Below are 25804 nucleotides of genomic sequence, written 5' to 3' on the forward strand. Positions count from 1 at the left end.
ATATAAAATATGGCGACAGCGGCAGAGTCACTTTTGCCGCGCCATCCATCATCATTAAATTTTTATGGCATTACCCAAGCGCAAACTAAAATAATATTAATCGGAATAGCAATAAAGCTAATAAACGAGTTGAATATTATTCTCTTTACAAAATGCTATCCATTCCGCACCTGGTGCCTTATTGGTTATAAGGTAATTAATATGGCTAAAATCTACCAACTGGACAAAAGCTTTACGATCGAACTTAGAGTGATCGACCAACAGCGCCACTTCCGTCGCCTGGCGAATCATCGTTTTCTTGATTTCCGCTTCTGCTTCGTTGGAGTCAAGCGCTCCGTTCTTCATATCCAGCCCTTTACAGCTCATTACCATAATATCAACGTGATAACGACTGATAATTTCCTTAGTGATTCTTCCCTGCAGCGACAGCGTATTTTTATTCAGTTCACCGCCGGTAGAAACAACGTTAATTTCCGACTGCGCCAGTTCGTGAAAAGCTTCCGCCGAGTTGGTTAACAGCGTGAGATCGTTTCTTTCCTTCAGCAGTTTTAATAACTCCATCGCCGTACTGCTGGAATCAGCAGCCATAGTGGTTTTATTCTTAATAAATGGTAATGCATTACGGGCAATGGTCTGTTTCTCTTCAAAGAAAGACTTTGCGCGTTTATAAAAATGAATGTTATCGGATAATGCGGTGGTGTTTAATACCGCACCGCCATACGTACGGGTCAGAAAACCCTCATCTTCGAGCTTTTCAAGATCGCGGCGAATAGTTTCCTCCGTGACCTGAAAAATTGAGCTTAAATGAGAAACCACCACTTTCTTATCATTAGCCACCATTTGCTTGATGGCCTGAATCCTGTCTTTTGCCGCCACGATAACACCTCTGTTTCCTGCAACGTAATAATAAGACCGTAGTATCTCACAGGCTATGTTTATTTTCAAAAGAACCTGTCTGAATCACAGATTTTAATACTCTATTACACAGAAACAGAGGCCAGGCCGTTCTCCCGTTACTTCGTATCCAGCGCTACTGCCATTTCACGCATTAATAGTGAATCCTCATCAGTCAAGGCGATAGTTAATGCATCAGTATTCTCGCGAACTTGCTCTGGTGACGTTGCGCCACTCAGCAAGGTGATTAAGTCGCTCTGTTTTAAAATCCACGCCAGCGCCAGCGCGGGGATCGTGCAGTGGTATTTTGCACACAGCGGCCGCCACTCCTCGAGCATATCCATTACCCGCAGCATATTTTCCCGCTGGAACCAGACTTTGTTAGCCCGCGCGCCGCCGGGAACATAATCCCGGCCGATAGTCCCGGTCAACAGCCCCTGCTCAAGCGGTGAATAGACCTGCACAATGATGCCATTCTGCCGGCATAACGGCAGCAGTTCACCTTCCAGCGCCCGGTCAAGGATGCTGTACTTGGCCTGGATGATATCCAGCTCACCGTGTTTGAGATACTCCCTGATATGCCCGGCATCGACGTTCGCCGCACCGATAGAACGAATTTTCCCCTCTTTTTTCAGTGCGTTCAGCGTATCTACAGTTTCCGCAATCGGCGTAAAACAGGGCTCTACGGACTGCCAGTGGGTCATATAGATATCAATGGTGTCGATACCCAGCCTTTGCAGGCTGGCTTCCACCTCTTCGCGAATCGACTCAGGCGTGAGATTTTTGTACAGCTGACGATCGCCAACTTTGTTAAACAGGCTGCCCGTCCGCTCCCAGACGATGCCACATTTGGTTTCGACAACGATATCGTTACGCGGCAGCTTTTTCAGCGCCTGCCCGACAATCACTTCACTGTTGCCAAAATTGTATCCCGGCGCGGTATCAATCAGATTAATGCCGCAGCGATGCGCCTCGACAATGGTATCGATGCAAACCTGCAAATCGAGATCGCCGTTCCATGCCGGACCGCCGCCAATAGCCCATGTCCCTAATCCCATGCGGGAAAGTTTAATATCCGTACTGCCTAAAGGAATCATTTTCATCTGCCGCTATTACCCTTCGTATTCGTCGAGAAGTTGTTCAACCAGCTTTCTGTTTTTCACGCCCGTTGTGGCACCCACGCTCAGTACCGATATTGCGGCCGTTGCGTTAGCAAACAACGCGCACTCGCGCAGCGGCTTGCCTTCAAGCAGCGCGGAGATAAATCCCGAGGCAAAATTATCCCCCGCGCCGATGGTGTCGATGGCGGTAATTCCCGACACCGCAGGGACCTCCATTTTCATATCGGCACGCTTGATAAAGCAGCCTCTCTTGCCGGTCTTGATCACTACCGTTTTCACGCCGCAGTCGAGGAAGCTGTCGGCAATTTCATCCAGCGTCTCTTTCCCGGTGAGAAGTCTCGCCTCTTCAAAGTTGGGAAACAGATAATCCACGTAGCTCAGCGCATGGCGAATATCTTCCAGCGTTTCGTTAAGGCGGGGCTTAATCATATCGGCGCAAATAATTAACCGATACGCTTTCGCCTGCGTAAAAATCTCCGTTAACGCTTTACCATCGAGCAGCGGGCTATTAAAAATACTCGCCAGCGACAGCACCTTTGCCTGCGAGAAGCGGTCTAAATCAACATCGTTAATATTTAGTTTCCACAGGCTGCCGTTGCGATTGGTGACAAAAGTACGTTCACCATCGGCGGTGACTAAACCCACATTAATGGAAGTATCAATATCGGCATCCTGCTTCAGGCTCTGAATATCAATATTCTCCCGCCGACAGTGATCGACAATAAAATGTCCTGGCGCGTCATCGCCCACGCGGCTAATTAACGCCGTGCGATGACCGAGACGAGAAATAATTGTCGCTTCATTAATCGCATCCCCTCCCGTGGTCATGGCAATGCGTTCTAATGGGTAAGAGTCAACATCAAAGATATTTTTACTCACCGGTTGAAGGGGAATATCAACAATAGCTGCCCCGATACAAATAACCTCGATATTCTCCATATTGTCATTCCGCTTTACCGTCAGAGCCAAACAGTTTGATTTTCTCCATAGCGCGCACTTTAACCGCTTTGCGGACCTCGCGCTCAACGTGCAGGAAAGGCTGATTCTGATTCTCCTGCACCGCCGCCATTGCCGCCTGACACAGTTCGGTATGGATATTGATTTTCGAAATGCCTAATGAAATAGCTTTTTTGATATCCGCATCGCTAATACCGGACGCGCCGTGCAGCACCAGCGGAACGGATACCGCCTCGCGTACGCGTTTAACCACCTCAAAATTCAGTTTGGGTTCTGAGGTATAAACCCCATGCTGGTTACCAATTGCCACCGCCAAAGAGTCGCAGCCGGTACGTTCGACGAACTCCGCCGCCTGGCTCGGGTCAGTATAGTGGTAGCCCGCCAACGCTTCTTCATAAACCGTTTCATTCCCCACGTGGCCTAACTCCGCTTCAACCGGAATGCCCAGAGGGTGGAAGAAGTCCACCGCCTCTTTAGTCAGGCGAATATTTTCTTCGAAATCAAAGGCGGAGGCATCGCGCATCAGCGAATTCATACCATGGACCCAGGCGTTGTGGATAATCTCCATGCTACGCCCGTGATCCCAATGGGTAATAACCGGCACCGAGGCTTTTTTAGCCATCGATACCATCATATGCGAAAAATCTTCAAACGAGGTATTACCCACAAAACCGGTACCGAAAGAGATAATTACCGGCGATTTAGACTCTTCTGCCGCATCAATGACCCCCATTAACATTTCCGCATTCCAAACATTAAAGTGGGCAATCGCGTAATGTTTATTCTGGGCATCGCTTTCCCAATATTTAATATCGGCCAGCATGGTTGCTTCTCCCTTTTCAATAAATTAATGGTTAACTTTAATAACGCCTTTGATAATTTCGCGTTTGTTGTTAACGGACTCGTCAAACGCGCGCTGAACATCTTCATAATCATAAATATGCGTCACCATCGACTTGACATCGAAACGCCCGGAGGAAATGGCTTCAATGGTGACCGGATAGCGGTTGGCATAGCGGAAAACGGTCTGAATTGAGACTTCACGGTTAATTTTGAGAAAATTAATCGCCGAATCTCCGGGAACCGTACCAACGATCATGATTTTCCCGCCGCGCATCACCAGATACGGAGCCTGCTTCACGGTGATCGCCGAGCCGGCCGTTTCAAAAACAATGTCTGCCCCGATATCGCCGGAGAATTGCTGACAGCGGGCGACGGTGTCCTCTTTCGCACCGTTGATGACGGTCGTCGCCCCAAGCTTCCCGGCCATGGCCAGACGCTTTTCCAGAACATCGACAACGGCGATGTCGGTTGCCCCTAAACACTTACAGGCTTGCAGGGTCATTAAGCCAATACAGCCGGCCCCCAGGATGACGATTTTCTTGCCAGGCTTCACGTCAGCCAGCATTGCGGCATGCATCCCTACCGCCGCAGGCTCTACCAGCGCGCCTTCCATGGTGCCCATGTTATCGGGTAGCTTGTAAGTGAAGCTTTCCGGATGGCATAGATAGTGGGTTAGCGCGCCGCGATAGTTAGGCTGCGTGGCCATAAAGTCGACATCAGGGCAGATGTTGTATTTCCCCTCCAGACAGTAGCGGCAGTGGCCGCACGGCACGCCGGGTTCAATGTTCACCCGGTCGCCCGGTTTAAATTTACTGACGCGACTTCCCACCGCCACCACCGTACCGGCACATTCATGCCCGAGACCAATTTCCTGGTTTGGGTCTTTCGGCGGAATAAAAGGGCCCGATTCAAACCCGTGAACATCTGAACCGCAAATACCAACGTATTCAACTTTGATCAGCACTTCATGCTCTTTGGGTACCGGGATATCGGCGGCAATAATTTTCATCGTACCCGGGGTTTTTAATATCGCTTTTGAATTTTTCATTTTATTTCCCGTCAATATTATTTGCTGGTAACTGCATCAATACCGAGACTTTCGACAGAGACGCCTTTGGTTTCAATTCCGATGGTCGCAATGGCAATGGCGACAATAATGGAGACGGTTCCCAGCAGAACAAATACCCCCGTCACGCCATAACCGTTAAGCAATACCGCGACCGCATAAGGAGCGGCGATACCGCTGATACGCCCAACCGCATTCGCCAGACCGGAACCGCGAAGCTTCGCTTCTGTCGGCCATATTTCCGGAACATAGACTGCCGAGGCGTAGCAAACGTACATATACACAAACGTAATCAGAAAGAAGCCAATTAACGTAATTAATAGCATGCTGGTTTGCAGAGAATAGATATATCCCAGCCCGGCAATTAATACCAACAGCCCCACCCCCATAGTTTTTCTGGGTATTTTATCCATGACCAGCATGGCGATAAAAATCCCAAACGGCGCGCCAAACATACTCATCGTGTTTAAGACAATCGAGTCTTTAAGATTAATGCCCTGGGTCATAAATATCGTCGGCAGCCAGTTAATTAAGGTATACTGGACAACGTTCATGGCGATCAGGACAAAGGAACCTAAAATAACGCGTTTCAGCAACACACCTGTTAATAAGGCCGAATAAGGAACTGCGCGCGGGGCTTTGCCGTCATCTTCAATTACCACAGGCGGTAGCGGCTTGCCGGTCTGCAGAACAACCCCTTCTTCAATGGCACGCATTACCTTTTCAGCTTCGGCGTAGCGCCCGCGGGACTCAAGCCAACGAGGCGACTCCGGGAAACGACGCCAGGCAATAATAGTCGCCATTAGCGACAGTACGGCCGGGATCAATAACTGTACTCGCCAGTTCCATTCTGCGCTAATTAACGGCGTCAATCCCATGGCGATGAGCGAACAGAGCGGATAAGACCAGTTGCCGATAAACGAGACCCGGCTTGACCAGGTGCCGCGATTTCTGCCAGGCATATATTCGGTGAACCCGGCAAACAGGGTCACCAGGAGCGCCCCTAATCCAACCCCCATGACAAAACGGCAGGCGATCAGGAAGGTCATATTCGGTGAAAACGCCCCAACGACCATGGCAATAATATGAATCGCTTCATACAGAATAAATGCGTTTTTACGCCCGATTTTATCGCCAATGATCCCACCACCGAGCGCGCCGAGAAACATTCCCGCAGTCGTAATGGCGGAAAACGTAGCGGTGGTGGAATTATCGGTCCAGCCAAGTTCTTTTAACTGCGCGAGAATTAATCCGCCTACGGCATTACTCCAGCAGACCAGTAATCCGAAGGCGACTATGGCAAACATTGACGAATGCCAGCGACAATCTGGCAGTCGATCCAGCCTCGCGCCACAATGCGGTTTTGCTATATGTTCCATCCGGGAACCTTCCTTTAATAAATGGGCTTATTCATCAAAGTCGTAGGTCATGATGACCTTAATCGCGGTTTTATCGACCATAGCGTCAAACCCTTCGCGCCATTGCGACAGGCCGATACGGTGAGTGATCATCGGTTTGACTTTGATCGCACCGCTGGCCAGCAAGCGGATAGCATTACGCCAGGAGGTGGAGTCGTAGGCCATATGACCAATGATGCTTTTGTTCCACGCGGTAATGTCGTTGATGGAGAAATCGAGAGGTTTGAAACCCATGCCCACGCGAACCACTTCCCCGTTGGGGCGCAGCATTTCGATAGATTGTTTGAGGGCAATATTAGCGCCGGAGCATTCGATAACCAGGCCCAGGTTGTCTTTACCGCAGATTTCCTGGCAACGCGTGACCACATCTTCGGTCGAACCGTTGACGACCGCTGTCGCCCCCAGCTCTTTGGCAATAGGGAAGCGTACCGCGACATCCTCTTCCAGTCCGACCATGACAATGTTCACTGCCCCCATGATGCGCGCCATTTGCACGGAAAAGAGCCCTAATGGACCGGTACCAAAAACCACGACGTCCTGGCCAGGTAGAAATTTGGATTGTTGAGCAATAGATTTGTAAGCGTTACAGATAGGATCCAGCACCGCGGCTTCTTCATAATCAACGCCCTGCGGGATCTCCCACAGTGCATGGCGGTGAATTTTGAGAATCTCACCTGGCACCAGGCAATATTTCGAAAATCCGCCCCCCCAGGTGTTGTTATCAAGTCCTAAATTAACTTTTTCTGTACAACACAGAAAATCACCTTGTTCGCAGGCCGGACATACACCGCACACGTGCCCACTGTTGTCAGAAACCACCCGCTGACCGACTTTCCAGTCCTTGACTTTGTCGCCGATGCGGACAATTTGTCCGGCAAATTCATGGCCGCGGATGGAGTTAAATTGATCCGATCCGCTATCAACATTGTAATGCTTCATGTCAGCGCCGCAGATAGCCGCCGCTTTGATTTCAATCACGATGTCATCCGGGCCGCAAATCGGCTCCGGTACATCAATCATCTTATAGCCGCCAAAGGCCTTACCAAATCTTGCCAGTGCTTTCATTGCGTCTTCCTTTGTTGATTTGTGGTTTTGCTTCAATGGTCGTCATACTTAACCACACAATCTTCAAGGTCAACATTAAATCTTTAAAACGCAGATATAGATCTGCATTTCACAACTCAGATCACAAATACAGCAAATTTCATTATGAGAAAATGAAGGAATGACAATGACTGACCACTAAAGGATGCCTTCTGCCGCCTCGCTATCGTCCATAAATTGAACTCTCTCGCAGTTTCAACAGGTTATTGCTGCTAGTCTGGCAAGGCTGTTTTTTCGCCACGCCCTTTCCGTGGCGTGGTTATTTTTATGTCAAAGAGGAACCACTATGAAACGTTTGCCCTTGCTGGCAGCTTTGCCCTTGCTTTGCGCTTCCGCGCTCTCTGCCCAACCGCTGATGTCCGTCGGCTATTTTAACGGCGGCGGCGATGTCACCGCCGGGCCGGGCGGTGATATCGATAAGCTGGACGTCCGGCAGATCACCCATCTCAACTACTCGTTTGGCCTTATCTATAACGATGAAAAAGACGAGACCAATGCGGCCCTGAAGGATCCTGCTCATCTGCACGAGATCTGGCTGTCGCCGAAGGTGCAGGCGGATCTGCAAAAGCTCCCCGCCCTGCGTAAACAGAATCCGGACCTCAAAGTCCTGCTGTCGGTCGGCGGCTGGGGCGCGCGTGGTTTCTCCGGCGCGGCGGCGACCGCAGAAAGTCGCGCCGTCTTTATTCGTTCCGCGCAGAAAATCATCCAGCAATATGGTCTGGACGGCATTGACCTCGACTGGGAGTTTCCGGTCAACGGCGCCTGGGGACTGGTGGCCAGCCAGCCGGCTGACCGCGACAACTTCACTGCCCTGCTGAAATCGCTGCGTGAGGCAGTCGGTGAGCAAAAGCTGGTGACTATCGCCGTAGGCGCCAATGCCGAGAGCCCGAAAAGCTGGGTGGACGTCAAAGCGGTGGCCCCGGTGCTGAACTACATCAACCTGATGACCTACGACATGGCCTACGGCACGCAGTACTTCAACTCGAATCTGTATGACTCCAGCCACTGGCCGACGGTCGCCGCAGCGGATAAATACAGCGCCGATTTTGTGGTCAACAATTACCTGGCCGCCGGGCTTAAACCCAGCCAGATGAACCTCGGGATTGGTTTTTATGGCCGGGTACCGAAACGGGCGGTCGAGCCGGGGATTGACTGGACGAAAGCGGATGCGCAAAACAATCCGGTCACCCAGCCCTATTTTGGGCCGCAACAGATCGCGCTGTTTGCCTCGCTGGGCTATGACCTGAGCAAAGACACCTACGTGAAATACAATGATATCGTGGGCAAACTGCTCAACGATCCGCAAAAGCGTTTTACCGAGCACTGGGACGATGAGGCGAAGGTTCCGTGGCTGTCGGTGCAGTCCGCGGAGGGCAAGCCGCTGTTCGCCCTCTCCTATGAGAACCCGCGCTCGGTAGCCATTAAGGCGGACTATATCAAGGCGAAGGGCCTCGCCGGGGCCATGTTCTGGGAATATGGCGCCGATGACCAGAATCAGCTGGCCCGTCAGCTGGCGGAATCGCTGGGGATCAAACACTAATCATGGCTGTTCCGCCGCATCGTCGGCACCGAGAGGCGTGACGCAGGCAGCATCGCCTGCAATGCAGGTATATCGCGCCGCCCGGGATAGGTTATGATGCCTGTTATCCGCTGCGCCAGGGGTTGGCGCAGCTTAACCGTTTGACAGGAGGCAGGGGGCCATGGCCTATATCCCCAAAAATTACGCACGTCTGGAAGTGGGTTACCGCGAAAAGGCGCTCAAGCTTTTTCCCTGGGTGTGCGGACGCTGCTCACGGGAGTTTGTCTACTCCAATCTGCGCGAGCTGACGGTGCACCACATCGATCACGACCACTCCAATAACCCGGAAGATGGCAGCAACTGGGAGATGTTGTGCCTGTACTGTCACGATCACGAACATTCCAAGTACACCGAAGCCGATCAGTATGGCTCCACGGTGGTGGCAGGGGAAGATGCGCAAAAGAGCGTCGGCGAGGCCACCTACAACCCGTTTGCCGATCTGAAAGCGATGATGAACAAAAAGTAAGCGAAGCGGCTGACCGCCGGACGCGGTCATTCGACATGACGCCATCCGGCGCGCGGTTACCCGACGCCGGAACGTCTCACCGCCGGCCGGCGGTTTATTGCAGTTTAACGGTGGCGATCGGCTTCGGCACGATGCCAAAATCCTCTTTCAGCTGCTGTTTGCTCTTCATTACCATCTGCCCGCTGGTGTCGATGGTCATGTGCTGGGCGTCGGTGTTATACCGGGCCTGCCAGAGCATCACCAGCTGCAGGCTATTTTCCTTCTGCTCCGGCGTCAGCGCGACGCCATCCGGCCATTTTCCCAGCTCTACCGCCGTCGCCAGACGCTGATACACTTCCGGCGTCATACTGTCGATAATTTGCTCAATATCCATCTTCCGCTCACCTCCGCCTGGAATAATTTGCTGAATCGTTTCTTCAACCCTTGATTTGCTCGCCATTTTGCTCATCGGTGAAGCTCAGCGATGCCGAGTTGACACAATAGCGCTCGCCGGTCGGCTGCGGACCATCCGGAAACACGTGGCCGAGATGGGCATCACAGTTTCCGCAACGGATCTCAATGCGCTGCATGCCGTGCGAATTGTCGGTCAGATAGCGAATGGCCTCCGCGCTTACCGGCTCGTAGAAGCTCGGCCAGCCGCAGCCGGAGTCGTATTTAGTCTGGGAGTTAAACAGCGGCGCATCGCACACCAGGCAGTGGTACACGCCATTTTTCTTGTTGTGCAACAGCCGTCCGGTGAAAGGCGGTTCGGTGCCATGATGCTGCGTCACGTAAAACTGCATTTCGCTCAAGCCATTTTTCAGCTCTTCCGGGGTGGGTTTATTCGCCATGGGCTTACATCTCGCTTTGCAATGGACTACTTTCGCTCCAATTCTAACAAAACATTAACAATGAAGCGTACACTTTTGTTCTAAACTTATCCGGTGCCCACAGGCAGCCAGATAATTGTGACTTAAATCACGTTTTTATCTTAAATGCCCTTTAAAATTCCGCGCGCAGCCCCCATATGGAATTGGGCTCAAAGGGAAAGTGAGGCAAATCAATCGCGCAAAGGTCTGCTCAGGATTGATTTGTCGCAATGATTGACACGATTCCGCTTGACGCTGCGTAAGGTTTTTGTAATTTTACAGGCAACCTTTTATTCACTAACAAATAGCTGGTGGAATATATGACTATCAAAGTAGGTATCAACGGTTTTGGCCGTATCGGTCGCATTGTTTTCCGTGCTGCTCAGAAACGTTCTGACATCGAGATCGTTGCAATCAACGACCTGTTAGACGCAGAGTACATGGCTTACATGCTGAAGTATGATTCCACTCACGGTCGTTTCGACGGTACCGTTGAAGTGAAAGACGGTCATCTGGTCGTTAACGGTAAAAAAATCCGTGTTACCGCTGAACGTGACCCGGCTAACCTGAAGTGGGACGAAGTTGGTGTTGACGTTGTTGCTGAAGCAACCGGTATCTTCCTGACCGACGAAACCGCTCGTAAACACATCACCGCTGGCGCGAAAAAAGTCGTTCTGACTGGCCCGTCCAAAGACAACACTCCGATGTTCGTTCGCGGCGCTAACTTCGACGCTTACGCTGGCCAGGACATCGTTTCCAACGCTTCCTGCACCACTAACTGCCTGGCGCCGCTGGCTAAAGTTATCAACGACAACTTCGGTATCGTTGAAGGCCTGATGACCACCGTCCACGCTACCACCGCTACTCAGAAAACCGTTGATGGCCCGTCTCACAAAGACTGGCGCGGCGGCCGCGGCGCAGCTCAGAACATCATCCCGTCCTCTACCGGCGCTGCTAAAGCAGTAGGTAAAGTACTGCCAGAACTGAACGGCAAACTGACCGGTATGGCGTTCCGCGTTCCAACTCCGAACGTATCTGTTGTTGACCTGACCGTTCGTCTGGAAAAAGCAGCGTCCTACGAAGAAATCAAGAAAGCCATCAAAGCCGCTTCTGAAGGCGCTATGAAAGGCGTTCTGGGTTACACCGAAGACGACGTTGTTTCTACCGACTTCAACGGCGAAGTTTGCACTTCCGTGTTCGATGCTAAAGCGGGTATCGCACTGAACGACAACTTCGTGAAACTGGTTTCCTGGTACGACAACGAAACCGGCTACTCCAACAAAGTTCTGGATCTGATTGCCCACATCTCCAAATAAGTTGAGATGAAAAAGTAATCTGTAAGAGCGACTTCGGTCGCTCTTTTTTTTGTCTGCAGAGATAGGATTGCACAATGATAAATAAAATTTTTGCTCTCCCGGTGAATGAAACCATTTCTCCCGTGATCTCCCGTCGCCAGCTGGATGACCTGGAGCTGATTGTCATCGACCATCCGCAGGTGAAAGCCTCTGTGGCGCTGCAGGGGGCGCACCTGCTCTCCTGGAAACCCGCCGGTGAAGAAGAAGTTCTGTGGCTGAGCAACAACACCCCGTTTAAACAGGGCGTCGCCCTGCGCGGCGGCGTGCCGATTTGCTGGCCCTGGTTTGGTCCTTCTGCGCAGCAAGGTCTGCCGTCGCACGGCTTTGCCCGCAATCTGCCATGGACCCTGGAAGGTCATGACGAAGACGACAGCGGCGTAATGTTGACCTTTGCGCTCCAGCACAGCGCTGAAACCATGAAGCTCTGGCCGCACGAGTTCACCCTCTATGCCCGCTTTAAGCTGGGCAAGACCTGTGAAATCGAGCTGGAAGCCCACGGTGAATTCGAGACCACCTCTGCCCTGCACAGCTATTTCAACGTCGGCGATATCGCGGCGGTGAAGGTGAGCGGTCTTGGCGAGCGCTATATCGATAAAGTGAACAATGCCGAAGAAGGCGTTCTGAGCAACGGCGTGCAGACCTTCCCTGACCGCACCGATCGCGTCTATCTCAACGCCGACAGCTGCAGCGTGATCCATGACGACGCGCTAAACCGCACTATCGACGTGGTGCATCATCATCAGCACAATGTGGTGGCCTGGAACCCGGGCCCGGCGCTGTCCGTCAGCATGGGCGATATGCCGGACGATGGCTACAAAACCTTCGTTTGCGTCGAAACCTGCTGCGTAACCCAGCCGCAGAAAGCCAGCGAAGAGACGCCCTCTCGCCTGGCGCAAACCATCAGCGTGAAAAAACGCTAATAGCAAAAGCCCCGTTGGTAACGGGGCTTTTGTTTTTCTTTGCCGTGAACGATGGGTTAAACCATATCCAGCCGGGTTTTTCGCTGCGGCGGCGGATAGAGGCGGTCCAGCTGCGCGAGTTCTTCCCCACTGAGGACGACGTCGAGCGCTGCGGCATTCTGCACCACATGCTCAATACTGGCCGCTTTCGGGATCGCCAGCACTCCCGGATGACGAATCACCCAGGCGAGCAGCAGTTACGCTACCGTAATCCCCCGCGCGTTAGCCATATTAATGATATCGCTATGCTGAAAAAGTCCATCGCGTAAGCGCCCCGCCTGCGCCAGCGGGCAGTAGGCCATCACCGGCAGACTGTGCTGCTGGCACCAGGGCAGGAGATCGTATTCAATGCCCCGCGATGCGAGATGGTAGAGCACCTGGTTGGTTGCACAGTGCTCGCCATCCGCCGTCCGCCACAGCGCCTGCATATCCTCGGTGTCCAGATTAGAGACGCCCCAGCGGCGGATCTTGCCCTCAGCCACCAGCTTCTCCATCGCCTCAACCGTCTCCTGCAGCGGGATATCCCCGCGCCAGTGCAGGAGATACATATCGAGATAGTCGGTCTGCAGCCGGCGCAGGCTGTTTTCACAGGCGCGGTGCATCGCCGCTTTGCCGGCATGCCAGGGATAGACTTTGGAGACCAGCACTACCCGGTCGCGCAGACCGCGGATCGCCTGGCCCACCACTTCCTCCGCCCCGCCGTCGGCGTACATTTCCGCCGTATCGATCACCGTCAGTCCATGGTCGATGCCCGCACGCAGTGCAGCCACTTCCTGCTGACGCTGCGCCGCATGTTCGCCCATATACCAGGTGCCCAGCCCGATGGCCGGCACTGCCGCCTGCTCGCCGAAGCGTACTGTTTTTTTCACCATGTTCTCCTCCTTAACCGTATGCACCACCATAAAGCAAAACAGGGCGCAAGGCCCTGTTTTGATGCATGAAGCGCACTGTAAGAATGCACAATCAGAAGGTGTAGGTGATCCCGGTGGAGATCAGACCGCTCCAGGATTTATCCACCATCGGACTGTCGGTAATTTCATCCGACAGACGCGTGTAGCGCGCCACGCCGTAAACGCTCCAGTCACCGAGGAAGCGATAGTTAGCCGACAGTTCCAGATACGGGTTCCAGCTACTGTCCGGGTCATAGCTGCGCATGCCGCTGCGGCGCGACTCGTGCCGGGAGACACCATAGTAATATTCGTTCTGATTGTCGCTGTTCCACTCCACGCCAATACCCGGCGTCAGCGTCAGGTTACCGTTGGTGTAACGGTACAGCCAGGCGAGATCCCAGTTAATACCGTTGCTGTTATCCAGCGTATCGCCGGCAATCGTCGTGCGCAGGAAGCCATAGGGCGTGTTGTGGACATAAGAAAGACCGGCCATCACGGTCGATTTACGTTTATCCAGTCGACGCATCTGCTCGCTGTCGCTGTCGCCCGGCTTGAAGTACATTGGCGACCAGTAGGCCGTAATCGACAGTTTATCGTTGGTGTCATTCCACAGGTAGTAACCCCCGCCCAGACCGTGGAACCAGAAGTTTTCGCTCTCATAACTAATGACCGGCACCGGATAGACATCCGCATCATATTGCTTATACGGATGCTCAACGACCCCTACGCCAGCCCCAAGAGTGAACTTCCCGTCGGCATGCGCCGCGCTGGCGGACGTCGCTATCAGCACGCCGAGTGCCAGAAGTTTGATTTTAGTCACAATCCATATTCCCGTTGTCAAATAATCAGCCCGTGCAGTGTACCGTCGTAGGTCTCATGCCTCAAATTCTTTACCCGATATGACACAAATCGTTCACTTTGCCACCCTTCTCTTACCATCCGGTGACAGCCCGATGACAACTTTACGTCCCAACGAATCAAAAAGCGTCATGTTCAGGATGAGTTATTGATATGTCATTGAAATTGATTTTCTGCGCCATGCAAGATTTCTAAATGCATCTACGCTTAAATTTAGAAGGTGTAATTGCCGGGCACATTCACGCTACCCCACCCGCAACCTGGCATAAGGGTTGCTGGATACCAGGAGAGCGATGTTCAGCTTATGTCTTCCGGGGGCCCCCACTATTCATATGAACGGCTCTCAACCTGTGCTAAAAAACGAAAGGACGGCATGCCATGAATATATTCGATCACTATCGCCAGCGCTACGAAGCTGCCAAGGACGAAGAGTTCACACTGCAGGAGTTTCTTACCATCTGCCGGCAAGATCGCAGTGCCTATGCCAATGCGGCAGAACGTCTGTTGATGGCCATTGGTGAACCCGTCATGGTTGATACGGCTCTCGAGCCGCGGCTATCCCGTCTCTTTTCAAACCGGGTTATCGCACGCTATCCGGCATTTGAAGAGTTTTACGGTATGGAAGACGCCATTGAGCAGATCGTTTCCTACCTCAAGCATGCCGCCCAGGGGCTGGAAGAGAAGAAACAGATCCTCTATCTGCTGGGGCCGGTGGGCGGTGGTAAATCGTCGCTGGCTGAACGGCTGAAAGCGCTGATGCAGCGCGTGCCCATCTATGTGCTGAGCGCCAACGGCGAACGCAGTCCGGTCAACGATCACCCGCTGTGCCTGTTCAATCCACAGGAAGATGCGCAGATCCTCCAGAAAGAGTACGGCATCCCGACCCGCTATCTCGGCACCATTATGTCGCCGTGGGCGGCCAAGCGCCTGCACGAGTTTGGCGGCGATATCACGAAATTCCGCGTGGTTAAAGTCTGGCCATCGATTCTCGAGCAGGTTGCCATCGCCAAAACCGAACCGGGTGATGAAAACAACCAGGATATTTCAGCGCTGGTCGGTAAGGTGGATATCCGTAAGCTGGAACACTATGCGCAGAACGACCCGGACGCCTACGGCTACTCCGGTGCGCTGTGCCGCGCCAACCAGGGGATTATGGAGTTCGTCGAGATGTTTAAAGCGCCGATTAAGGTGCTGCATCCGCTGCTGACCGCCACCCAGGAAGGTAACTATAACGGCACCGAAGGGATCTCCGCCCTGCCGTTTAACGGGATCATCCTTGCTCACTCCAACGAATCGGAATGGGTGACCTTCCGTAATAACAAGAACAATGAGGCCTTCCTCGACCGCGTCTATATCGTCAAGGTGCCTTATTGCCTGCGTATCTCCGAAGAGATCCGCATCTATGAAAAACTGCTCAACAACAGTGAGCTGACCCATGCGCCCTGCGCCCCGGGCACCCTGGAAACCCTGGCGCGCTTTTCGATTCTGTCGCGCCTGAAAGAGCCGGAGAACTCGAGCATCTACTCGAAGATGCGGGTCTATGACGGCGAAAGTCTGAAAGATACCGACCCGAAAGCGAAGTCCTATCAGGAGTATCGCGATTACGCCGGGGTTGATGAAGGGATGAACGGGCTCTCCACCCGCTTTGCCTTTAAGATCCTGTCTCGGGTATTTAACTTCGACCACGTCGAGGTGGCCGCTAACCCGGTGCATCTGTTCTATGTGCTGGAGCAGCAGATTGAGCGCGAACAGTTCCCACAGGAGCAGGCCGAGCGCTATCTGGAATTCCTCAAAGGCTATCTGATCCCGAAATACGCCGAGTTTATCGGCAAAGAGATCCAGACCGCTTATCTGGAATCCTACTCCGAGTATGGACAGAACATTTTCGATCGCTATGTCACCTACGCTGACTTCTGGATCCAGGATCAGGAATACCGCGATCCGGACACCGGGCAGCTGTTTGACCGTGAATCGTTGAATGCCGAGCTGGAGAAAATTGAGAAGCCAGCCGGGATTAGCAACCCGAAAGACTTCCGTAACGAAATCGTCAACTTTGTGCTGCGTGCCAGAGCCAACAACAGCGGACGTAATCCGAACTGGACCAGCTATGAGAAACTGCGCACGGTTATTGAGAAGAAAATGTTCTCCAATACCGAAGAGCTGTTGCCGGTCATTTCGTTTAATGCCAAAACCTCAACCGATGAGCAGAAAAAACATGACGACTTTGTCGACCGCATGATGGAGAAAGGCTACACCCGCAAACAGGTTCGCCTGCTGTGCGAGTGGTACCTGCGGGTTCGTAAATCGTCCTGATGCGTCCAACCCGGCGGCACGCCGCCGGGTCAACTGCAGCTGAATGATGATAAGTAAAGTTGGCTAATGCAGTACAGGAGGGCATATGACCTGGTTCATAGACCGACGCCTGAACGGGAAAAACAAAAGCGCCGTCAACCGCCAGCGCTTTTTGCGCCGTTATAAGGCGCAGATTAAACAGTCGATCTCCGAGGCCATCAACAAGCGCTCGGTGACCGATATTGAGAGCGGAGAATCCGTCTCGATCCCGACGGACGATATCAACGAGCCGATGTTTCATCAGGGTCGCGGCGGCCTGCGCAACCGCGTCCACCCGGGCAACGACCATTTTGTGCAAAACGACCGCATTGAGCGCCCGCAAGGCGGTGGTGGCGGCGGCGGTAGCGGTCAGGGGCAAGCCAGCGCCGATGGTGAAGGAAAGGATGAGTTTGTCTTCCAGATCTCGAAAGATGAATACCTGGATCTGTTATTTGAAGATCTGGCCCTGCCGAACCTGAAGAAAAACCAGCACCGGCAGCTGAATGAGTTTAAAACCCATCGCGCGGGTTTTACCTCCAATGGGGTGCCAGCCAACATCAGCGTGGTACGTTCACTGCAGAACTCGCTGGCCCGCCGTACGGCGATGACCGCCGGCAAGCGTCGTGAACTGCGCGCCCTGGAGGAGGATCTGGAAGCCATCAGCCGCAGCGAACCGGTGCAACTGCTGGAGGAGGAGCGCCTGCGCAAAGAGATTGCCGAACTGCGGGCTAAAATAGAGCGGGTGCCGTTTATCGACACCTTTGATTTACGCTACAAAAATTACGAAAAACGGCCGGAGCCTTCCAGCCAGGCGGTGATGTTCTGTCTGATGGACGTCTCAGGCTCGATGGACCAGGCCACCAAAGACATGGCCAAGCGCTTTTATATCCTGCTGTATCTGTTCCTCAGCCGGACTTATAAAAATGTCGACGTGGTCTATATCCGCCACCATACCCAGGCAAAAGAGGTGGATGAGCACGAATTCTTCTATTCTCAGGAAACCGGCGGCACCATTGTCTCCAGCGCCCTGAAGCTGATGGATGAAGTAGTGCAGGCCCGCTATGACCCGGCGCAGTGGAACATCTACGCCGCCCAGGCGTCGGATGGCGACAACTGGGCCGATGACTCCCCGCTGTGCCACGAACTGCTGGCGAAGAAAATTCTGCCGGTGGTGCGTTATTACAGCTATATCGAAATTACCCGCCGGGCGCATCAGACCCTGTGGCGCGAGTATGAACACCTGCAGGCGACCTTTGATAATTTCGCCATGCAGCATATTCGCGACCAGGAGGATATCTACCCGGTATTCCGCGAACTGTTTCATAAGCAGTCATCTAAAAGTGAAGCTTAATTAAATACTCAGCCAGTGAGTCGAGTGACTTGCTGGCTGTTTTCCTCAGACACAAGGCCCGGTGGCACATCCATACATCATGTAAAACGGAAACAACGGGGCCAGGGCAACGGCGCCAAGCGAGCTAATCGTTTTGGTCTTATCATTGATTGATACCACAACGGGGTGCGCTAACTGGTAGGCGGCGGCCAGATCTGACGCGTCCGATGCAGTCCAAAATCCTGTCGCTTTAAACAACACCCCGAGGCGATCGTTATCAATTTGCACCGCATGATACTGATTCACCAGCTCGCTATGCTGCCCGGCATCCAGTTTGCGCTGATCCATCACCACCAGATATTCCGCCGTCACCTCATGTTGTTCCACGACAAAGTTAACCCGCACGCCGGAAGCCTGTTGGTGAAAGCGTTCATAAAAGGTCTTATAACGCTGATATTCCTGAGGCACACCGTCACGGACAAAGCGGTAACTGTATTTCGCTGAGCTGGCGACAATACCGGACTCTGTGGGTTTCATCGCCACAATGGTATCCCGAGGCGGCAAGTTTGGCGTGCTGGTACATCCTGCGAGTATCGCCACCACCACCAGCGATAAGACATATTTCATCATTTTCAGCCGTTCCTGTTCGCGATTTTCTCTATGACATCTGGCGTTTTTTTAACACTCCAGGTACAAATCCCTAACCCTGTGTATCATAACTGCCTAATCTGCTTCAAACATTCGCGCGATCGTCAGCGTTGAACTGTTTCTACTCTCAGGAGCCTGCTATGACCCCTTTTTATCAATTGACGGCTACCCGCCTGCGCGGCCAGCCCCTCTCCATGGCTGACTATGCTGGCAAGGTGGTTCTGGTGGTGAATACGGCCAGCCATTGTGGCTTCACACCGCAATACGCTGGCCTGGAAGCGCTCTACAAAAAGTACGCGGCTCAGGGGCTGGTAGTGCTTGGTTTCCCGTGCAACCAGTTTGGTAAGCAGGAACCCGGCGGTGCGGATGAAATCGAGCAGACTTGTCACGTTAACTACGGCGTGAGCTTCCCGATGTTTGAGAAAGTGGACGTCAACGGCCCCGCCGCACACCCGCTGTTTCGTTATCTGAAACAAGCGTTGCCCGGCGTGCTCGGCGGACGGATCAAGTGGAATTTCACCAAGTTCCTCATCGGTCGCGACGGCACACCCCTCACGCGTTTTGCGCCGTTCACGACGCCGGAGAAAATGGAAGCCTCCATTGTCGCGGCCCTCACGCGCTGAGTGTTCCCGTCATGCCACGTTCACCCAGCGGCGGCTGGCTGTCCATACAAGGTAGACGTCGCTCTCGCGCAGCCAGCAACCGCCTGCTGCTGGCCAATCTTCCACCTGCCCGGTCATCAGCCTACAGCGGCGACACGGCCTCGACTTCATGCTGAAACACATAGGGGTCGGAGAGGAGTTCGAATGCGTCGTCGTCCGGATAGGTGACCGCGACGTGATAGTCTTCGCCAGCGAAGGCTTTGACCGCCGCGAGATCCTGCCAGTAAGTGGCAAGAAAGAAATGCGCCCATTCGCCCTGGTTTTCCTGACGCACCAGCGCCCCCCGGTTGCCGGCGATGCTCTGAGCGTGTTCCACGCCGGTCCGCTCGAGGTGGCGGGCAAACCCCTCAGCATGTTGCAATGGCACACAGCCGTGCCAGGTCCTGACAATCATTTGCATTCTCCTGTGGTGATAAACGTCTCACCCTAACATCGACAGGCATTTCTGGGGGAGCGCAACAATGCCGCGCTGGCAACAACACAAAATTATTTTGCCGGACGGGGATATCCTCTCACTCTGCAGTATTTCCGACTGCGGGGCAGCATTGGGCCGAATATTGCGCGGCGAGTATCACTGTTAGCTGGCGCGGAAAAAATCGTGGCTCGTCAGCCTCGGGCAGTCTTATCGATACACGCCCAAGCCGCGCCCCTTCAGGGCATCGCCAGCCGATCTTGATGGTCCGCAAAGAGAGCGATGAGATGGTCGGCGAGAACCCGCACGCGTCTGGATCCGGCCAGGTCAGAATGCATCACCAGCCAGAGGGTCTGATCCGCGCCGATCTCCGGCTGCAGGCACTGCAGGCCGCTGGCCCGCGCCATAAAGTGCGGCAGGACGCCCAATCCGAGGCCCGCGGATATTGCGGAAACCTGGGCCACGAGCGTATTGGCTTCGACTTTACACGGCCGGCCGCGCAGGGTGCGCGTGATCCATTGGGCGGCCGGCAGGTGCTGGTGAGTTTCCGGCCAACCCACAAAGTCCGCCTCGCTCAGCGACAGGCCGTCCGCGCCGACCAGACAGTCGGCGGCGCCATAGACGCCAAACCCCACCGTCCCCAGCCGCTTTAACGTCAGATGCCCGGCCTCAGGCTTGACCATGCGGATCGCCAGATCGGCATCCCGACGGTGCAGGTTCACCGGCTGCACACCGCTCAGCACCTCCACCCGCAGCTCGGGATAATGGTCCAGGAGCCCTTTCAGGGAGGGCAGAATAAAATGCGTGGCCAGGTTATCCGAGGTGGCCAGACGGACAACCCCGGCGACATGCCCCTGCAGTTGCGCCGCTTCGCCGAACGCCAGGCCAGCGTATTCCAGCGCCTCCGCCCGCGCGAGCAGGGCTTCGCCATCGTCGGTCAGGCGGTAGCCGCTCTGATGGCGGCTGAAGAGCGGAACGTTCAACGCCTGCTCCAGCCGATCCAGCCGGCGGGACACGGTGGCAATTCCCATGTTCATCTTGTCGGCGGCGCCGCTCAGCGTTCCCGCCCGGGCGATGGCGAGGAAGATGCGCGCATCATCCCAATGAAATTCTGCTGTCATCTCTTTTCCATTTATGGAAAACGGCTCTCCGTTTTCTGCTCTTTTTTATCAATTTTGCAGGGATGATACTGCACGCCACTCGCGGAGACAACCAGGCCATCCGATCGCCTGCTCTCTCCTCACCTGAACGTCCGTGCACCGCGCGGAACGCTCCTTTCCTAAGGATACGCCTGATATGAAAGAGATTGCTTTACCCCTCCACCCGGCGCCGGCGCGCGTCTGGATTGCCGTCGTTGCGCTCGGGATCTGCGCCTTTTCGATCGTCACCAGCGAACTGGCGCCGGTGGGCATGCTCAGCGCCCTGGCGGCGGATTTTCACCAGACGGAATCCGGCGTGGGCCTCGCCGTCACCGCCTATGGCTGGGTAGGCGCCCTGGCGGCTCTGCTTTCCGGCGCAATGCCGGCGCGTATTTCCCGCAAGGCGCTGCTGGTCGGGCTGATGCTGATCCTCGCGTTTTCCTGCCTCGCCGCAACCCGGTCTTATTCGATGTTCGCCCTGATGAGCGCCCGCATGATTGGCGCCCTGGCGCATGGCGCCTTCTGGGCCTTAATTGGCATTGTCGCCGCGCAGCTGGTGCCGCCGCACCGGCTGGGGCTGGCCACGGCGATCATTTTTGGCGGCGTGTCAGCGGCAAGCGTAGTGGGGGTGCCGCTGGCGAGCTTTATCGCCACCCTGGCGGGCTGGCGACTCGCGTTTATGTCGATGGCCTTGCTGTCACTAGCCGCCGCTGCGGTGCTGTGCTCGACGCTGCCCCCGCTGGCCGCCCCAGCCCCCGTCAGGCTGCGTGTTTATCGCGATATCTTCCGCAATCCGCTGCTCGGTGGCCTGTATGGCGCCACGGCCTGCATCATTACCGCTCACTTTGCCGCCTTCACCTACATTGAATCGCTGCTGATAAATCTGCAGGGAGTCCCGGCGACCGCCCTCTCCGGCCTGCTGCTGCTGTCAGGGGTTTCCGGGCTGCTGGGTAACGTTATCGCGGGTAAGCTTATCGATCGTCATCTGAAGGGGCTGATTTTCGCTGCGCTGCTGCTGAGCGGGGGCGCGCTGGCGCTCCTTGGCGCCGCCCGTCTTGCGCCACTGCCGTTCTGTTTTAGCGGGCTACTGTTAGCCCTGTGGGGCGCCGGCATCGCGATTGTGTTCGTAGGCTTACAGACCTGGCTGCTGCGCAGCGCGGGCGCGGTCGCCCAGCCGGCGTCAGCCATTTATGTGGCCATTTTTAATGCCGCCATCGGCACCGGGGCGTTTGTCGGCGGCCAGTTGATCGCCTCAGCTGGCCTGTCGGGAATGGTGTGGCTGGCGGCGGGGATCATGGTGGGCAGTACGCTGCTGATCGCCCTGCTGAAAGCGCCTCTGCCCGGTCAGATCGGTGCGGCGACGGCAGGCGCTTAGATTTGCGCCAGCCCGCCGTCGACATAGATCTCCGCGGCGTTAATAAAGCTCGACTCATCCGACGCTAAAAATACCACCGTCCGGCCAATCTCCTCCGGCTCGCCCAGCCGCCCGAGCGGTACGCCGGCCGCCAGAGCATCGAACAAGCCCTGGCGGTCCGCCTCCGCCACCAGCCCTCCCAGACCCGGGGTACGTACCGGCCCCGGGCTGACCACATTGATGCGGATCCCGCGGTCGCTAACCTCCAGCGCCCAGGAGCGCGCCAGGCTGCGTACCGCGGCCTTACTGGCGCTATAGATGCTGAAGTTAGCCGTCCCTTTTACCGCCGCCGTAGAGCCGGTCAAAATCACCGAGGCGCCATCGGCGAGCAGCGGCAGCGCTTTTTGCACGGTGAACACCACCCCGCGCACGTTGGTGGCGAAAATCCGGTCGACGTGCGCTTCGGTGATGGCGCTCAGCGGCAGCATGTCTCCGCCGCCGGCATTGGCGAACAGCACATCCAGCCGGCCGGACTCTTCGGCAATGGTCGCAAATACCGCGTCAAGGTCGCTTAATACGGCGGCGTCGGCGCGGATCCCGCGGGCGGCGGGCCCGATGAATCTTACCGCCGCATCCAGCTCCTCCTGACGGCGGCCGGTGATGTACACCTTCGCGCCCTGCTCCGCCAGTGCTTTCGCCGACGCCAGGCCAATCCCGGCGCTGCCGCCGGTGACTAACGCCACTTTATCCGCAAGTTTTTTGCTCATGGTGCATTTCCTTGGTTAGAGTATAAACAGGCCAGGCTCGCGAACGCGCCCCGCCGGGTATGGAAAGCACTGTAATCGTCCCGGCGAGGCGGAAAAATGGCCTAATCTGAAAAACACTCTTCCCCTCGGTGGATAATGACCTCCAGTAACCAGGATAAAGCGAATAATGGACCGGTTTTCAGCTCTCAAAGCCTTCACTCGCGTTGTCGAAGCCGGCAGCTTTACCCGCGCCGCGGACTCGCTGAATATGCCCAACGCCACCCTCAGCAAAACCATTCAGCAACTGGAAGCGCATCTTGGGGTTTCCCTCCTGCAGCGCACCACGCGGCGTATTACCGTGACGCCGGAAGGACGGGAGTACTATGAAAAAGCCCGCTGTCTGCTGGAAGACCTGGAAGAGATCGACGCGTCTTTCAATACCGCCCGCAATAAGCCGAAGGGCCATCTACGGATCGCCATCGGCGGGTCGACCGCGTGCGATGTGCTGATCCCGCTGCTGGCGGACTTTATGACCTCCTGGCCGGATATCCGTATCGATTTGCAGGTGGCCGATAAGCCCGCGGACCTCATCAGCGGCAATATTGACTGCGCCATCCGCGGCGGTCCGATGGAAGACTCGACGCTGATCGCCCGTAAAATCGGCGAGGCGACGCTGGTCACCTGCGCCACCCCGGGCTATCTTCAGCGCTACGGCACCCCCGCCTCGCCGGATGAACTACATCATGGCCACCGGCTCATCAGCTATCTGTCGCCGGCCAGCGGCAGAGCGTTTCCGTTTCGCTTTACGCGTCACGGCGTCAGCACCGAGCTGAAGACAGAGCCCCATCTCGGCATCAATGAGAGCAACGCGCATATTGCCGCCGGCGAGGCGGGCTTAGGCATTGTGCAGACCTTTACCTATTCGCTGAAACCGGCGCTGGCGAGCGGCGAACTGGTGGAGATCCTCAGCGCCTGGCGCCCGGCCCCCTATCCTTTTCACGTTGTCTATGCCCGGCACCGGCACGTCCCGCCCCGGCTCCGCGTCTTTATTGACTGGCTGGCGGCGGTTTTTCCGGCCGCGGTGCAGGGATAGCGCGCGTTATCTGACGCGGAGCAGGTCGCCGTATCGCGTGGTGTAGCGCGGCGAGAGCATCTCTCGCTTCATCTGCCACTGCTGCTGGATCCCCTGGCCGGCAAAATAGAGCGCCCCCCTGCCGTTTTTCGCATTCAGCTGATCGAGAACCTGCATCAGTCTGGCGCTGTTGTGCCGCGGAGCAAGCTCGTCGAACAGATTCAGCTGGGCGACGCCCTGGCTGTAGAAATCGCCGAGCATCACGCCGGCCTTCTGATAGCGATGCCCCGCTTTCCAGATGGCATCCAGACAGCTCGTCGCCGCGGCGATAATATCCCGGGAGTCCTGGGTCGGCGTCAGCAGCTTTAGCGAGGCGCTGTTGCCGTAATAGGGTTCATTCAGCGCGAAGGGGCTGGTTTTGACAAAGGCGGAGACGAACCGGCAGTACTGATGCTCACCGCGCAGCTTTTCTGCTGCCCGCGCGGCATAGCTGCAGATCGCCTGGCGCATATCCTCATAGGCCGTAATCCGATCCCCGAACGAGCGGCTGCAGATAATTTCCTGCTTAGCGGGGGCAAACTCCTCCAGCGCCAGGCAAGGCTCGCCGCGCAGCTCCCGTACCGTTCGTTCGAGCACCACCGTGAAGTGCTTGCGGATAAAGCGGATATCGCTCTCCGCCAGCTGGAGTACCGTGCCGATCCCCATCGCTTCAAGCTTTTTGCCGATCCGCCGCCCGATGCCCCAGACCTCGCTCACCGGCAGCAGCGCCATCAGCTTTCGCTGCCGCTGCGGGCAGGACAAGTCCACTACCCCGCCCGTCTGCCGCGGCCACTGCTTCGCCGCGTGGTTGGCCAGCTTCGCCAGGGTTTTGGTCTGGGCGATGCCAACGCCCAGCGTCAGATGGGTACGCTGCAGTACCGTGGCGCGGATTTCGCGGCCAAAATCGGTCAGATCTCTGCAATGACGCACACCGCTGACATCGCAAAAGGCCTCATCGATACTGTAAATTTCGCAGCGCGGGGTGAGCTCTTCCAGGGTGGCCATCACCCGGCTGGACATGTCGGCATACAGCTCATAATTACTGCTAAACGCCACGACGCCGTGGCGAAGAAACGCAGCCTTCTGCTTAAAGTAGGGTTCGCCCATTTTCACAAACGGCTTCGCCTCCGCCGAGCGGGCGATCACGCAGCCGTCGTTATTCGACAGCACCACCACCGGCCGCCCCTTCAGGTCTGGCCGGAAGGCGGTCTGACAGCTGGCATAGAAGGCGTTCACATCACAATGCGCGAACATGATCAGCCCGCCGCCTTGATGATGTAGGTTACGACGCCGAAAATATCGAGCGTCTCCTCGCGGCCGACCACGATGGGCGAATAGGCCGGGTTCATCGGGTTAAGCTGCACCCGCGGCAGAAGCTGCAGCTTCTTTACCGTAAACTCGCCGCCGACGGCGGCAATCACGATATCGCCATGCTCCGCTTTACGCGCGCTGTCCACCACCAGCAAATCGCCTTCGTCAATGCCGGCATCGATCATGCTGTCGCCAGCGGCTTTGACAAAATAGGTCGCGCTGGGATGCTGCACCAGCAGCTCGTTGAGGTCGATTCGCTTCTCAACATAGTCCTGAGCCGGGCTGGGAAAGCCGCACTGCACCAGGTCGGCAAAAAAGGGAAAGGAGACAATCTGACGTAGCTCAACCGGCGTGTAAACGTTCATTTTTCAACCCACCACACAATGTCGCGGTAGGGATACC

At 55.3% G+C, this 25804-nt stretch carries 26 protein-coding genes and 1 pseudogene; 10 read left to right on the forward strand and 17 right to left on the reverse strand.

Annotated elements, in window-relative coordinates; genetic code table 11:
- Positions 1-117 precede the first annotated feature (117 nt).
- The 7 genes from KB892_RS14895 to KB892_RS14925 form a co-directional block, all read right to left on the reverse strand.
- Positions 118-876 (reverse strand): DeoR/GlpR family DNA-binding transcription regulator, encoded by a 759-nt coding sequence (locus KB892_RS14895; RefSeq protein WP_002901274.1) that lies wholly within the window; start codon positions 874-876, stop codon positions 118-120.
- A gap of 137 nt (positions 877-1013) precedes the next feature.
- The gene (locus tag KB892_RS14900; protein WP_002901272.1) at positions 1014-1997 is read right to left on the reverse strand and encodes an NADH-dependent methylglyoxal reductase; all 984 of its coding nucleotides are present in this window, start codon (positions 1995-1997) and stop codon (positions 1014-1016) included.
- Between the two features lie 9 nt (positions 1998-2006).
- Entirely contained in the window at positions 2007-2954 is a 948-nt protein-coding gene (locus tag KB892_RS14905) for a sugar kinase (RefSeq protein WP_002901268.1), read from the reverse strand.
- A 4-nt stretch (positions 2955-2958) separates the two neighbouring features.
- Positions 2959-3795 (reverse strand): ketose-bisphosphate aldolase, encoded by an 837-nt coding sequence (locus KB892_RS14910; RefSeq protein ID WP_002901265.1) that lies wholly within the window; start codon positions 3793-3795, stop codon positions 2959-2961.
- A gap of 24 nt (positions 3796-3819) precedes the next feature.
- The gene (locus KB892_RS14915) at positions 3820-4863 is read right to left on the reverse strand and encodes an NAD(P)-dependent alcohol dehydrogenase (protein WP_002901263.1); all 1044 of its coding nucleotides are present in this window, start codon (positions 4861-4863) and stop codon (positions 3820-3822) included.
- 17 nt (positions 4864-4880) lie between these two features.
- On the reverse strand, positions 4881-6260 hold the full coding sequence (locus KB892_RS14920; RefSeq protein ID WP_002901260.1) for an MFS transporter: 1380 nt from the start codon (positions 6258-6260) through the stop codon (positions 4881-4883).
- A 27-nt stretch (positions 6261-6287) separates the two neighbouring features.
- Positions 6288-7364 (reverse strand): zinc-binding dehydrogenase, encoded by a 1077-nt coding sequence (locus tag KB892_RS14925; protein WP_002901258.1) that lies wholly within the window; start codon positions 7362-7364, stop codon positions 6288-6290.
- 325 nt (positions 7365-7689) lie between these two features.
- Between KB892_RS14925 and KB892_RS14930 the strand changes: the two genes are divergently transcribed.
- The gene (locus tag KB892_RS14930) at positions 7690-8943 is read left to right on the forward strand and encodes a chitinase ChiD (RefSeq protein ID WP_002901255.1); all 1254 of its coding nucleotides are present in this window, start codon (positions 7690-7692) and stop codon (positions 8941-8943) included.
- A gap of 160 nt (positions 8944-9103) precedes the next feature.
- Positions 9104-9448: an HNH nuclease YajD gene (gene yajD, locus KB892_RS14935; protein ID WP_002901254.1), complete on the forward strand. Its 345-nt coding sequence runs from the start codon at positions 9104-9106 to the stop codon at positions 9446-9448.
- A 94-nt stretch (positions 9449-9542) separates the two neighbouring features.
- On the opposite strand, the gene KB892_RS14940 is transcribed toward yajD, so the two are convergent.
- Complete coding sequence (locus KB892_RS14940; protein ID WP_002901249.1) at positions 9543-9821, reverse strand: YeaC family protein; 279 nt, start codon at positions 9819-9821, stop codon at positions 9543-9545.
- 43 nt (positions 9822-9864) lie between these two features.
- Positions 9865-10278 carry a peptide-methionine (R)-S-oxide reductase MsrB gene (gene msrB / locus KB892_RS14945; protein WP_002901246.1) on the reverse strand — a complete coding sequence of 138 codons (414 nt, stop codon included), beginning with the start codon at positions 10276-10278 and terminating at the stop codon, positions 9865-9867.
- A gap of 338 nt (positions 10279-10616) precedes the next feature.
- Between msrB and gapA the strand changes: the two genes are divergently transcribed.
- Positions 10617-11612, forward strand: coding sequence for a glyceraldehyde-3-phosphate dehydrogenase (gapA, locus tag KB892_RS14950; RefSeq protein ID WP_002901243.1), 996 nt, complete (start codon positions 10617-10619; stop codon positions 11610-11612).
- Between the two features lie 74 nt (positions 11613-11686).
- Complete coding sequence (locus KB892_RS14955; protein ID WP_002901240.1) at positions 11687-12571, forward strand: D-hexose-6-phosphate mutarotase; 885 nt, start codon at positions 11687-11689, stop codon at positions 12569-12571.
- A 56-nt stretch (positions 12572-12627) separates the two neighbouring features.
- Here KB892_RS14955 and KB892_RS14960 read toward each other — a convergent pair.
- Both KB892_RS14960 and KB892_RS14965 read right to left on the reverse strand, forming a co-directional pair.
- A pseudogene (locus KB892_RS14960) lies at positions 12628-13482 on the reverse strand (aldo/keto reductase).
- A gap of 91 nt (positions 13483-13573) precedes the next feature.
- Positions 13574-14320, reverse strand: a complete 747-nt coding sequence (locus KB892_RS14965; RefSeq protein WP_002901236.1) for a MipA/OmpV family protein — start codon at positions 14318-14320, stop codon at positions 13574-13576.
- Between the two features lie 416 nt (positions 14321-14736).
- Between KB892_RS14965 and yeaG the strand changes: the two genes are divergently transcribed.
- Together yeaG and KB892_RS14975 are read left to right on the forward strand one after the other, a co-directional pair.
- On the forward strand, positions 14737-16671 hold the full coding sequence (yeaG, locus tag KB892_RS14970) for a protein kinase YeaG (RefSeq protein ID WP_002901234.1): 1935 nt from the start codon (positions 14737-14739) through the stop codon (positions 16669-16671).
- 85 nt (positions 16672-16756) lie between these two features.
- Complete coding sequence (locus KB892_RS14975) at positions 16757-18040, forward strand: YeaH/YhbH family protein (RefSeq protein ID WP_004152363.1); 1284 nt, start codon at positions 16757-16759, stop codon at positions 18038-18040.
- Positions 18041-18085: 45 nt separating this feature from the next.
- Here the strand turns inward: KB892_RS14975 and KB892_RS14980 are convergent, their stop codons facing one another.
- Positions 18086-18649, reverse strand: a complete 564-nt coding sequence (locus tag KB892_RS14980) for a hypothetical protein (RefSeq protein ID WP_002901231.1) — start codon at positions 18647-18649, stop codon at positions 18086-18088.
- 158 nt (positions 18650-18807) lie between these two features.
- On the opposite strand from KB892_RS14980, the gene KB892_RS14985 reads away from it, so the two are divergent.
- Positions 18808-19290: a glutathione peroxidase gene (locus tag KB892_RS14985; RefSeq protein ID WP_002901230.1), complete on the forward strand. Its 483-nt coding sequence runs from the start codon at positions 18808-18810 to the stop codon at positions 19288-19290.
- A 121-nt stretch (positions 19291-19411) separates the two neighbouring features.
- Here the strand turns inward: KB892_RS14985 and KB892_RS14990 are convergent, their stop codons facing one another.
- A complete protein-coding gene (locus KB892_RS14990) occupies positions 19412-19723 on the reverse strand; it encodes a hypothetical protein (protein ID WP_002901229.1) in 312 nt (103 codons plus the stop codon).
- 67 nt (positions 19724-19790) lie between these two features.
- Here KB892_RS14990 and KB892_RS14995 point away from each other — a divergent pair, with 67 nt between their 5' ends.
- On the forward strand, positions 19791-19910 hold the full coding sequence (locus KB892_RS14995) for a hypothetical protein (protein WP_004220356.1): 120 nt from the start codon (positions 19791-19793) through the stop codon (positions 19908-19910).
- A 70-nt stretch (positions 19911-19980) separates the two neighbouring features.
- Here KB892_RS14995 and KB892_RS15000 read toward each other — a convergent pair whose 3' ends face one another.
- Positions 19981-20862, reverse strand: a complete 882-nt coding sequence (locus KB892_RS15000; protein ID WP_004152362.1) for a LysR family transcriptional regulator — start codon at positions 20860-20862, stop codon at positions 19981-19983.
- 175 nt (positions 20863-21037) lie between these two features.
- Here KB892_RS15000 and KB892_RS15005 point away from each other — a divergent pair, with 175 nt between their 5' ends.
- Positions 21038-22255 (forward strand): MFS transporter, encoded by a 1218-nt coding sequence (locus tag KB892_RS15005; protein ID WP_004152361.1) that lies wholly within the window; start codon positions 21038-21040, stop codon positions 22253-22255.
- Here the strand turns inward: KB892_RS15005 and KB892_RS15010 are convergent.
- Entirely contained in the window at positions 22252-23001 is a 750-nt protein-coding gene (locus KB892_RS15010) for an SDR family oxidoreductase (protein ID WP_002901225.1), read from the reverse strand. The genes KB892_RS15005 and KB892_RS15010 overlap by 4 nt on opposite strands.
- 166 nt (positions 23002-23167) lie before the next feature.
- Between KB892_RS15010 and KB892_RS15015 the strand changes: the two genes are divergently transcribed.
- Positions 23168-24073, forward strand: a complete 906-nt coding sequence (locus tag KB892_RS15015; RefSeq protein WP_004140447.1) for a LysR family transcriptional regulator — start codon at positions 23168-23170, stop codon at positions 24071-24073.
- Between the two features lie 6 nt (positions 24074-24079).
- On the opposite strand, the gene KB892_RS15020 is transcribed toward KB892_RS15015, so the two are convergent.
- Both KB892_RS15020 and KB892_RS15025 read right to left on the reverse strand, forming a co-directional pair.
- Positions 24080-25345 (reverse strand): Y-family DNA polymerase, encoded by a 1266-nt coding sequence (locus tag KB892_RS15020; protein ID WP_004152360.1) that lies wholly within the window; start codon positions 25343-25345, stop codon positions 24080-24082.
- A gap of 2 nt (positions 25346-25347) precedes the next feature.
- Positions 25348-25767: a translesion error-prone DNA polymerase V autoproteolytic subunit gene (locus tag KB892_RS15025; RefSeq protein WP_002901192.1), complete on the reverse strand. Its 420-nt coding sequence runs from the start codon at positions 25765-25767 to the stop codon at positions 25348-25350.
- Positions 25768-25804 lie beyond the last annotated feature (37 nt).

It is taken from the genome of Klebsiella sp. P1927, from assembly GCF_018204675.1.
Lineage (GTDB): Bacteria > Pseudomonadota > Gammaproteobacteria > Enterobacterales > Enterobacteriaceae > Klebsiella > Klebsiella pneumoniae.

Coding starts and splice junctions, on each gene's coding strand:
- KB892_RS14995 (WP_004220356.1), top strand. CDS start 19,791: ATGCCGCGCTGGCAACAACACAAAATTATTTTGCCGGACGGGGATATC.
- KB892_RS14905 (WP_002901268.1), bottom strand. CDS start 2,954: ATGGAGAATATCGAGGTTATTTGTATCGGGGCAGCTATTGTTGATATT.
- KB892_RS14930 (WP_002901255.1), top strand. CDS start 7,690: ATGAAACGTTTGCCCTTGCTGGCAGCTTTGCCCTTGCTTTGCGCTTCC.
- KB892_RS14990 (WP_002901229.1), bottom strand. CDS start 19,723: ATGATTGTCAGGACCTGGCACGGCTGTGTGCCATTGCAACATGCTGAG.
- KB892_RS15010 (WP_002901225.1), bottom strand. CDS start 23,001: ATGAGCAAAAAACTTGCGGATAAAGTGGCGTTAGTCACCGGCGGCAGC.
- KB892_RS14920 (WP_002901260.1), bottom strand. CDS start 6,260: ATGGAACATATAGCAAAACCGCATTGTGGCGCGAGGCTGGATCGACTG.
- yeaG (WP_002901234.1), top strand. CDS start 14,737: ATGAATATATTCGATCACTATCGCCAGCGCTACGAAGCTGCCAAGGAC.
- KB892_RS15020 (WP_004152360.1), bottom strand. CDS start 25,345: ATGTTCGCGCATTGTGATGTGAACGCCTTCTATGCCAGCTGTCAGACC.
- KB892_RS15025 (WP_002901192.1), bottom strand. CDS start 25,767: ATGAACGTTTACACGCCGGTTGAGCTACGTCAGATTGTCTCCTTTCCC.
- KB892_RS15000 (WP_004152362.1), bottom strand. CDS start 20,862: ATGACAGCAGAATTTCATTGGGATGATGCGCGCATCTTCCTCGCCATC.
- KB892_RS14910 (WP_002901265.1), bottom strand. CDS start 3,795: ATGCTGGCCGATATTAAATATTGGGAAAGCGATGCCCAGAATAAACAT.
- msrB (WP_002901246.1), bottom strand. CDS start 10,278: ATGGCGAATAAACCCACCCCGGAAGAGCTGAAAAATGGCTTGAGCGAA.
- KB892_RS14980 (WP_002901231.1), bottom strand. CDS start 18,649: ATGATGAAATATGTCTTATCGCTGGTGGTGGTGGCGATACTCGCAGGA.
- KB892_RS14975 (WP_004152363.1), top strand. CDS start 16,757: ATGACCTGGTTCATAGACCGACGCCTGAACGGGAAAAACAAAAGCGCC.
- KB892_RS15005 (WP_004152361.1), top strand. CDS start 21,038: ATGAAAGAGATTGCTTTACCCCTCCACCCGGCGCCGGCGCGCGTCTGG.
- yajD (WP_002901254.1), top strand. CDS start 9,104: ATGGCCTATATCCCCAAAAATTACGCACGTCTGGAAGTGGGTTACCGC.
- KB892_RS14915 (WP_002901263.1), bottom strand. CDS start 4,863: ATGAAAAATTCAAAAGCGATATTAAAAACCCCGGGTACGATGAAAATT.
- KB892_RS14900 (WP_002901272.1), bottom strand. CDS start 1,997: ATGAAAATGATTCCTTTAGGCAGTACGGATATTAAACTTTCCCGCATG.
- KB892_RS15015 (WP_004140447.1), top strand. CDS start 23,168: ATGGACCGGTTTTCAGCTCTCAAAGCCTTCACTCGCGTTGTCGAAGCC.
- KB892_RS14985 (WP_002901230.1), top strand. CDS start 18,808: ATGACCCCTTTTTATCAATTGACGGCTACCCGCCTGCGCGGCCAGCCC.
- gapA (WP_002901243.1), top strand. CDS start 10,617: ATGACTATCAAAGTAGGTATCAACGGTTTTGGCCGTATCGGTCGCATT.
- KB892_RS14955 (WP_002901240.1), top strand. CDS start 11,687: ATGATAAATAAAATTTTTGCTCTCCCGGTGAATGAAACCATTTCTCCC.
- KB892_RS14940 (WP_002901249.1), bottom strand. CDS start 9,821: ATGGATATTGAGCAAATTATCGACAGTATGACGCCGGAAGTGTATCAG.
- KB892_RS14925 (WP_002901258.1), bottom strand. CDS start 7,364: ATGAAAGCACTGGCAAGATTTGGTAAGGCCTTTGGCGGCTATAAGATG.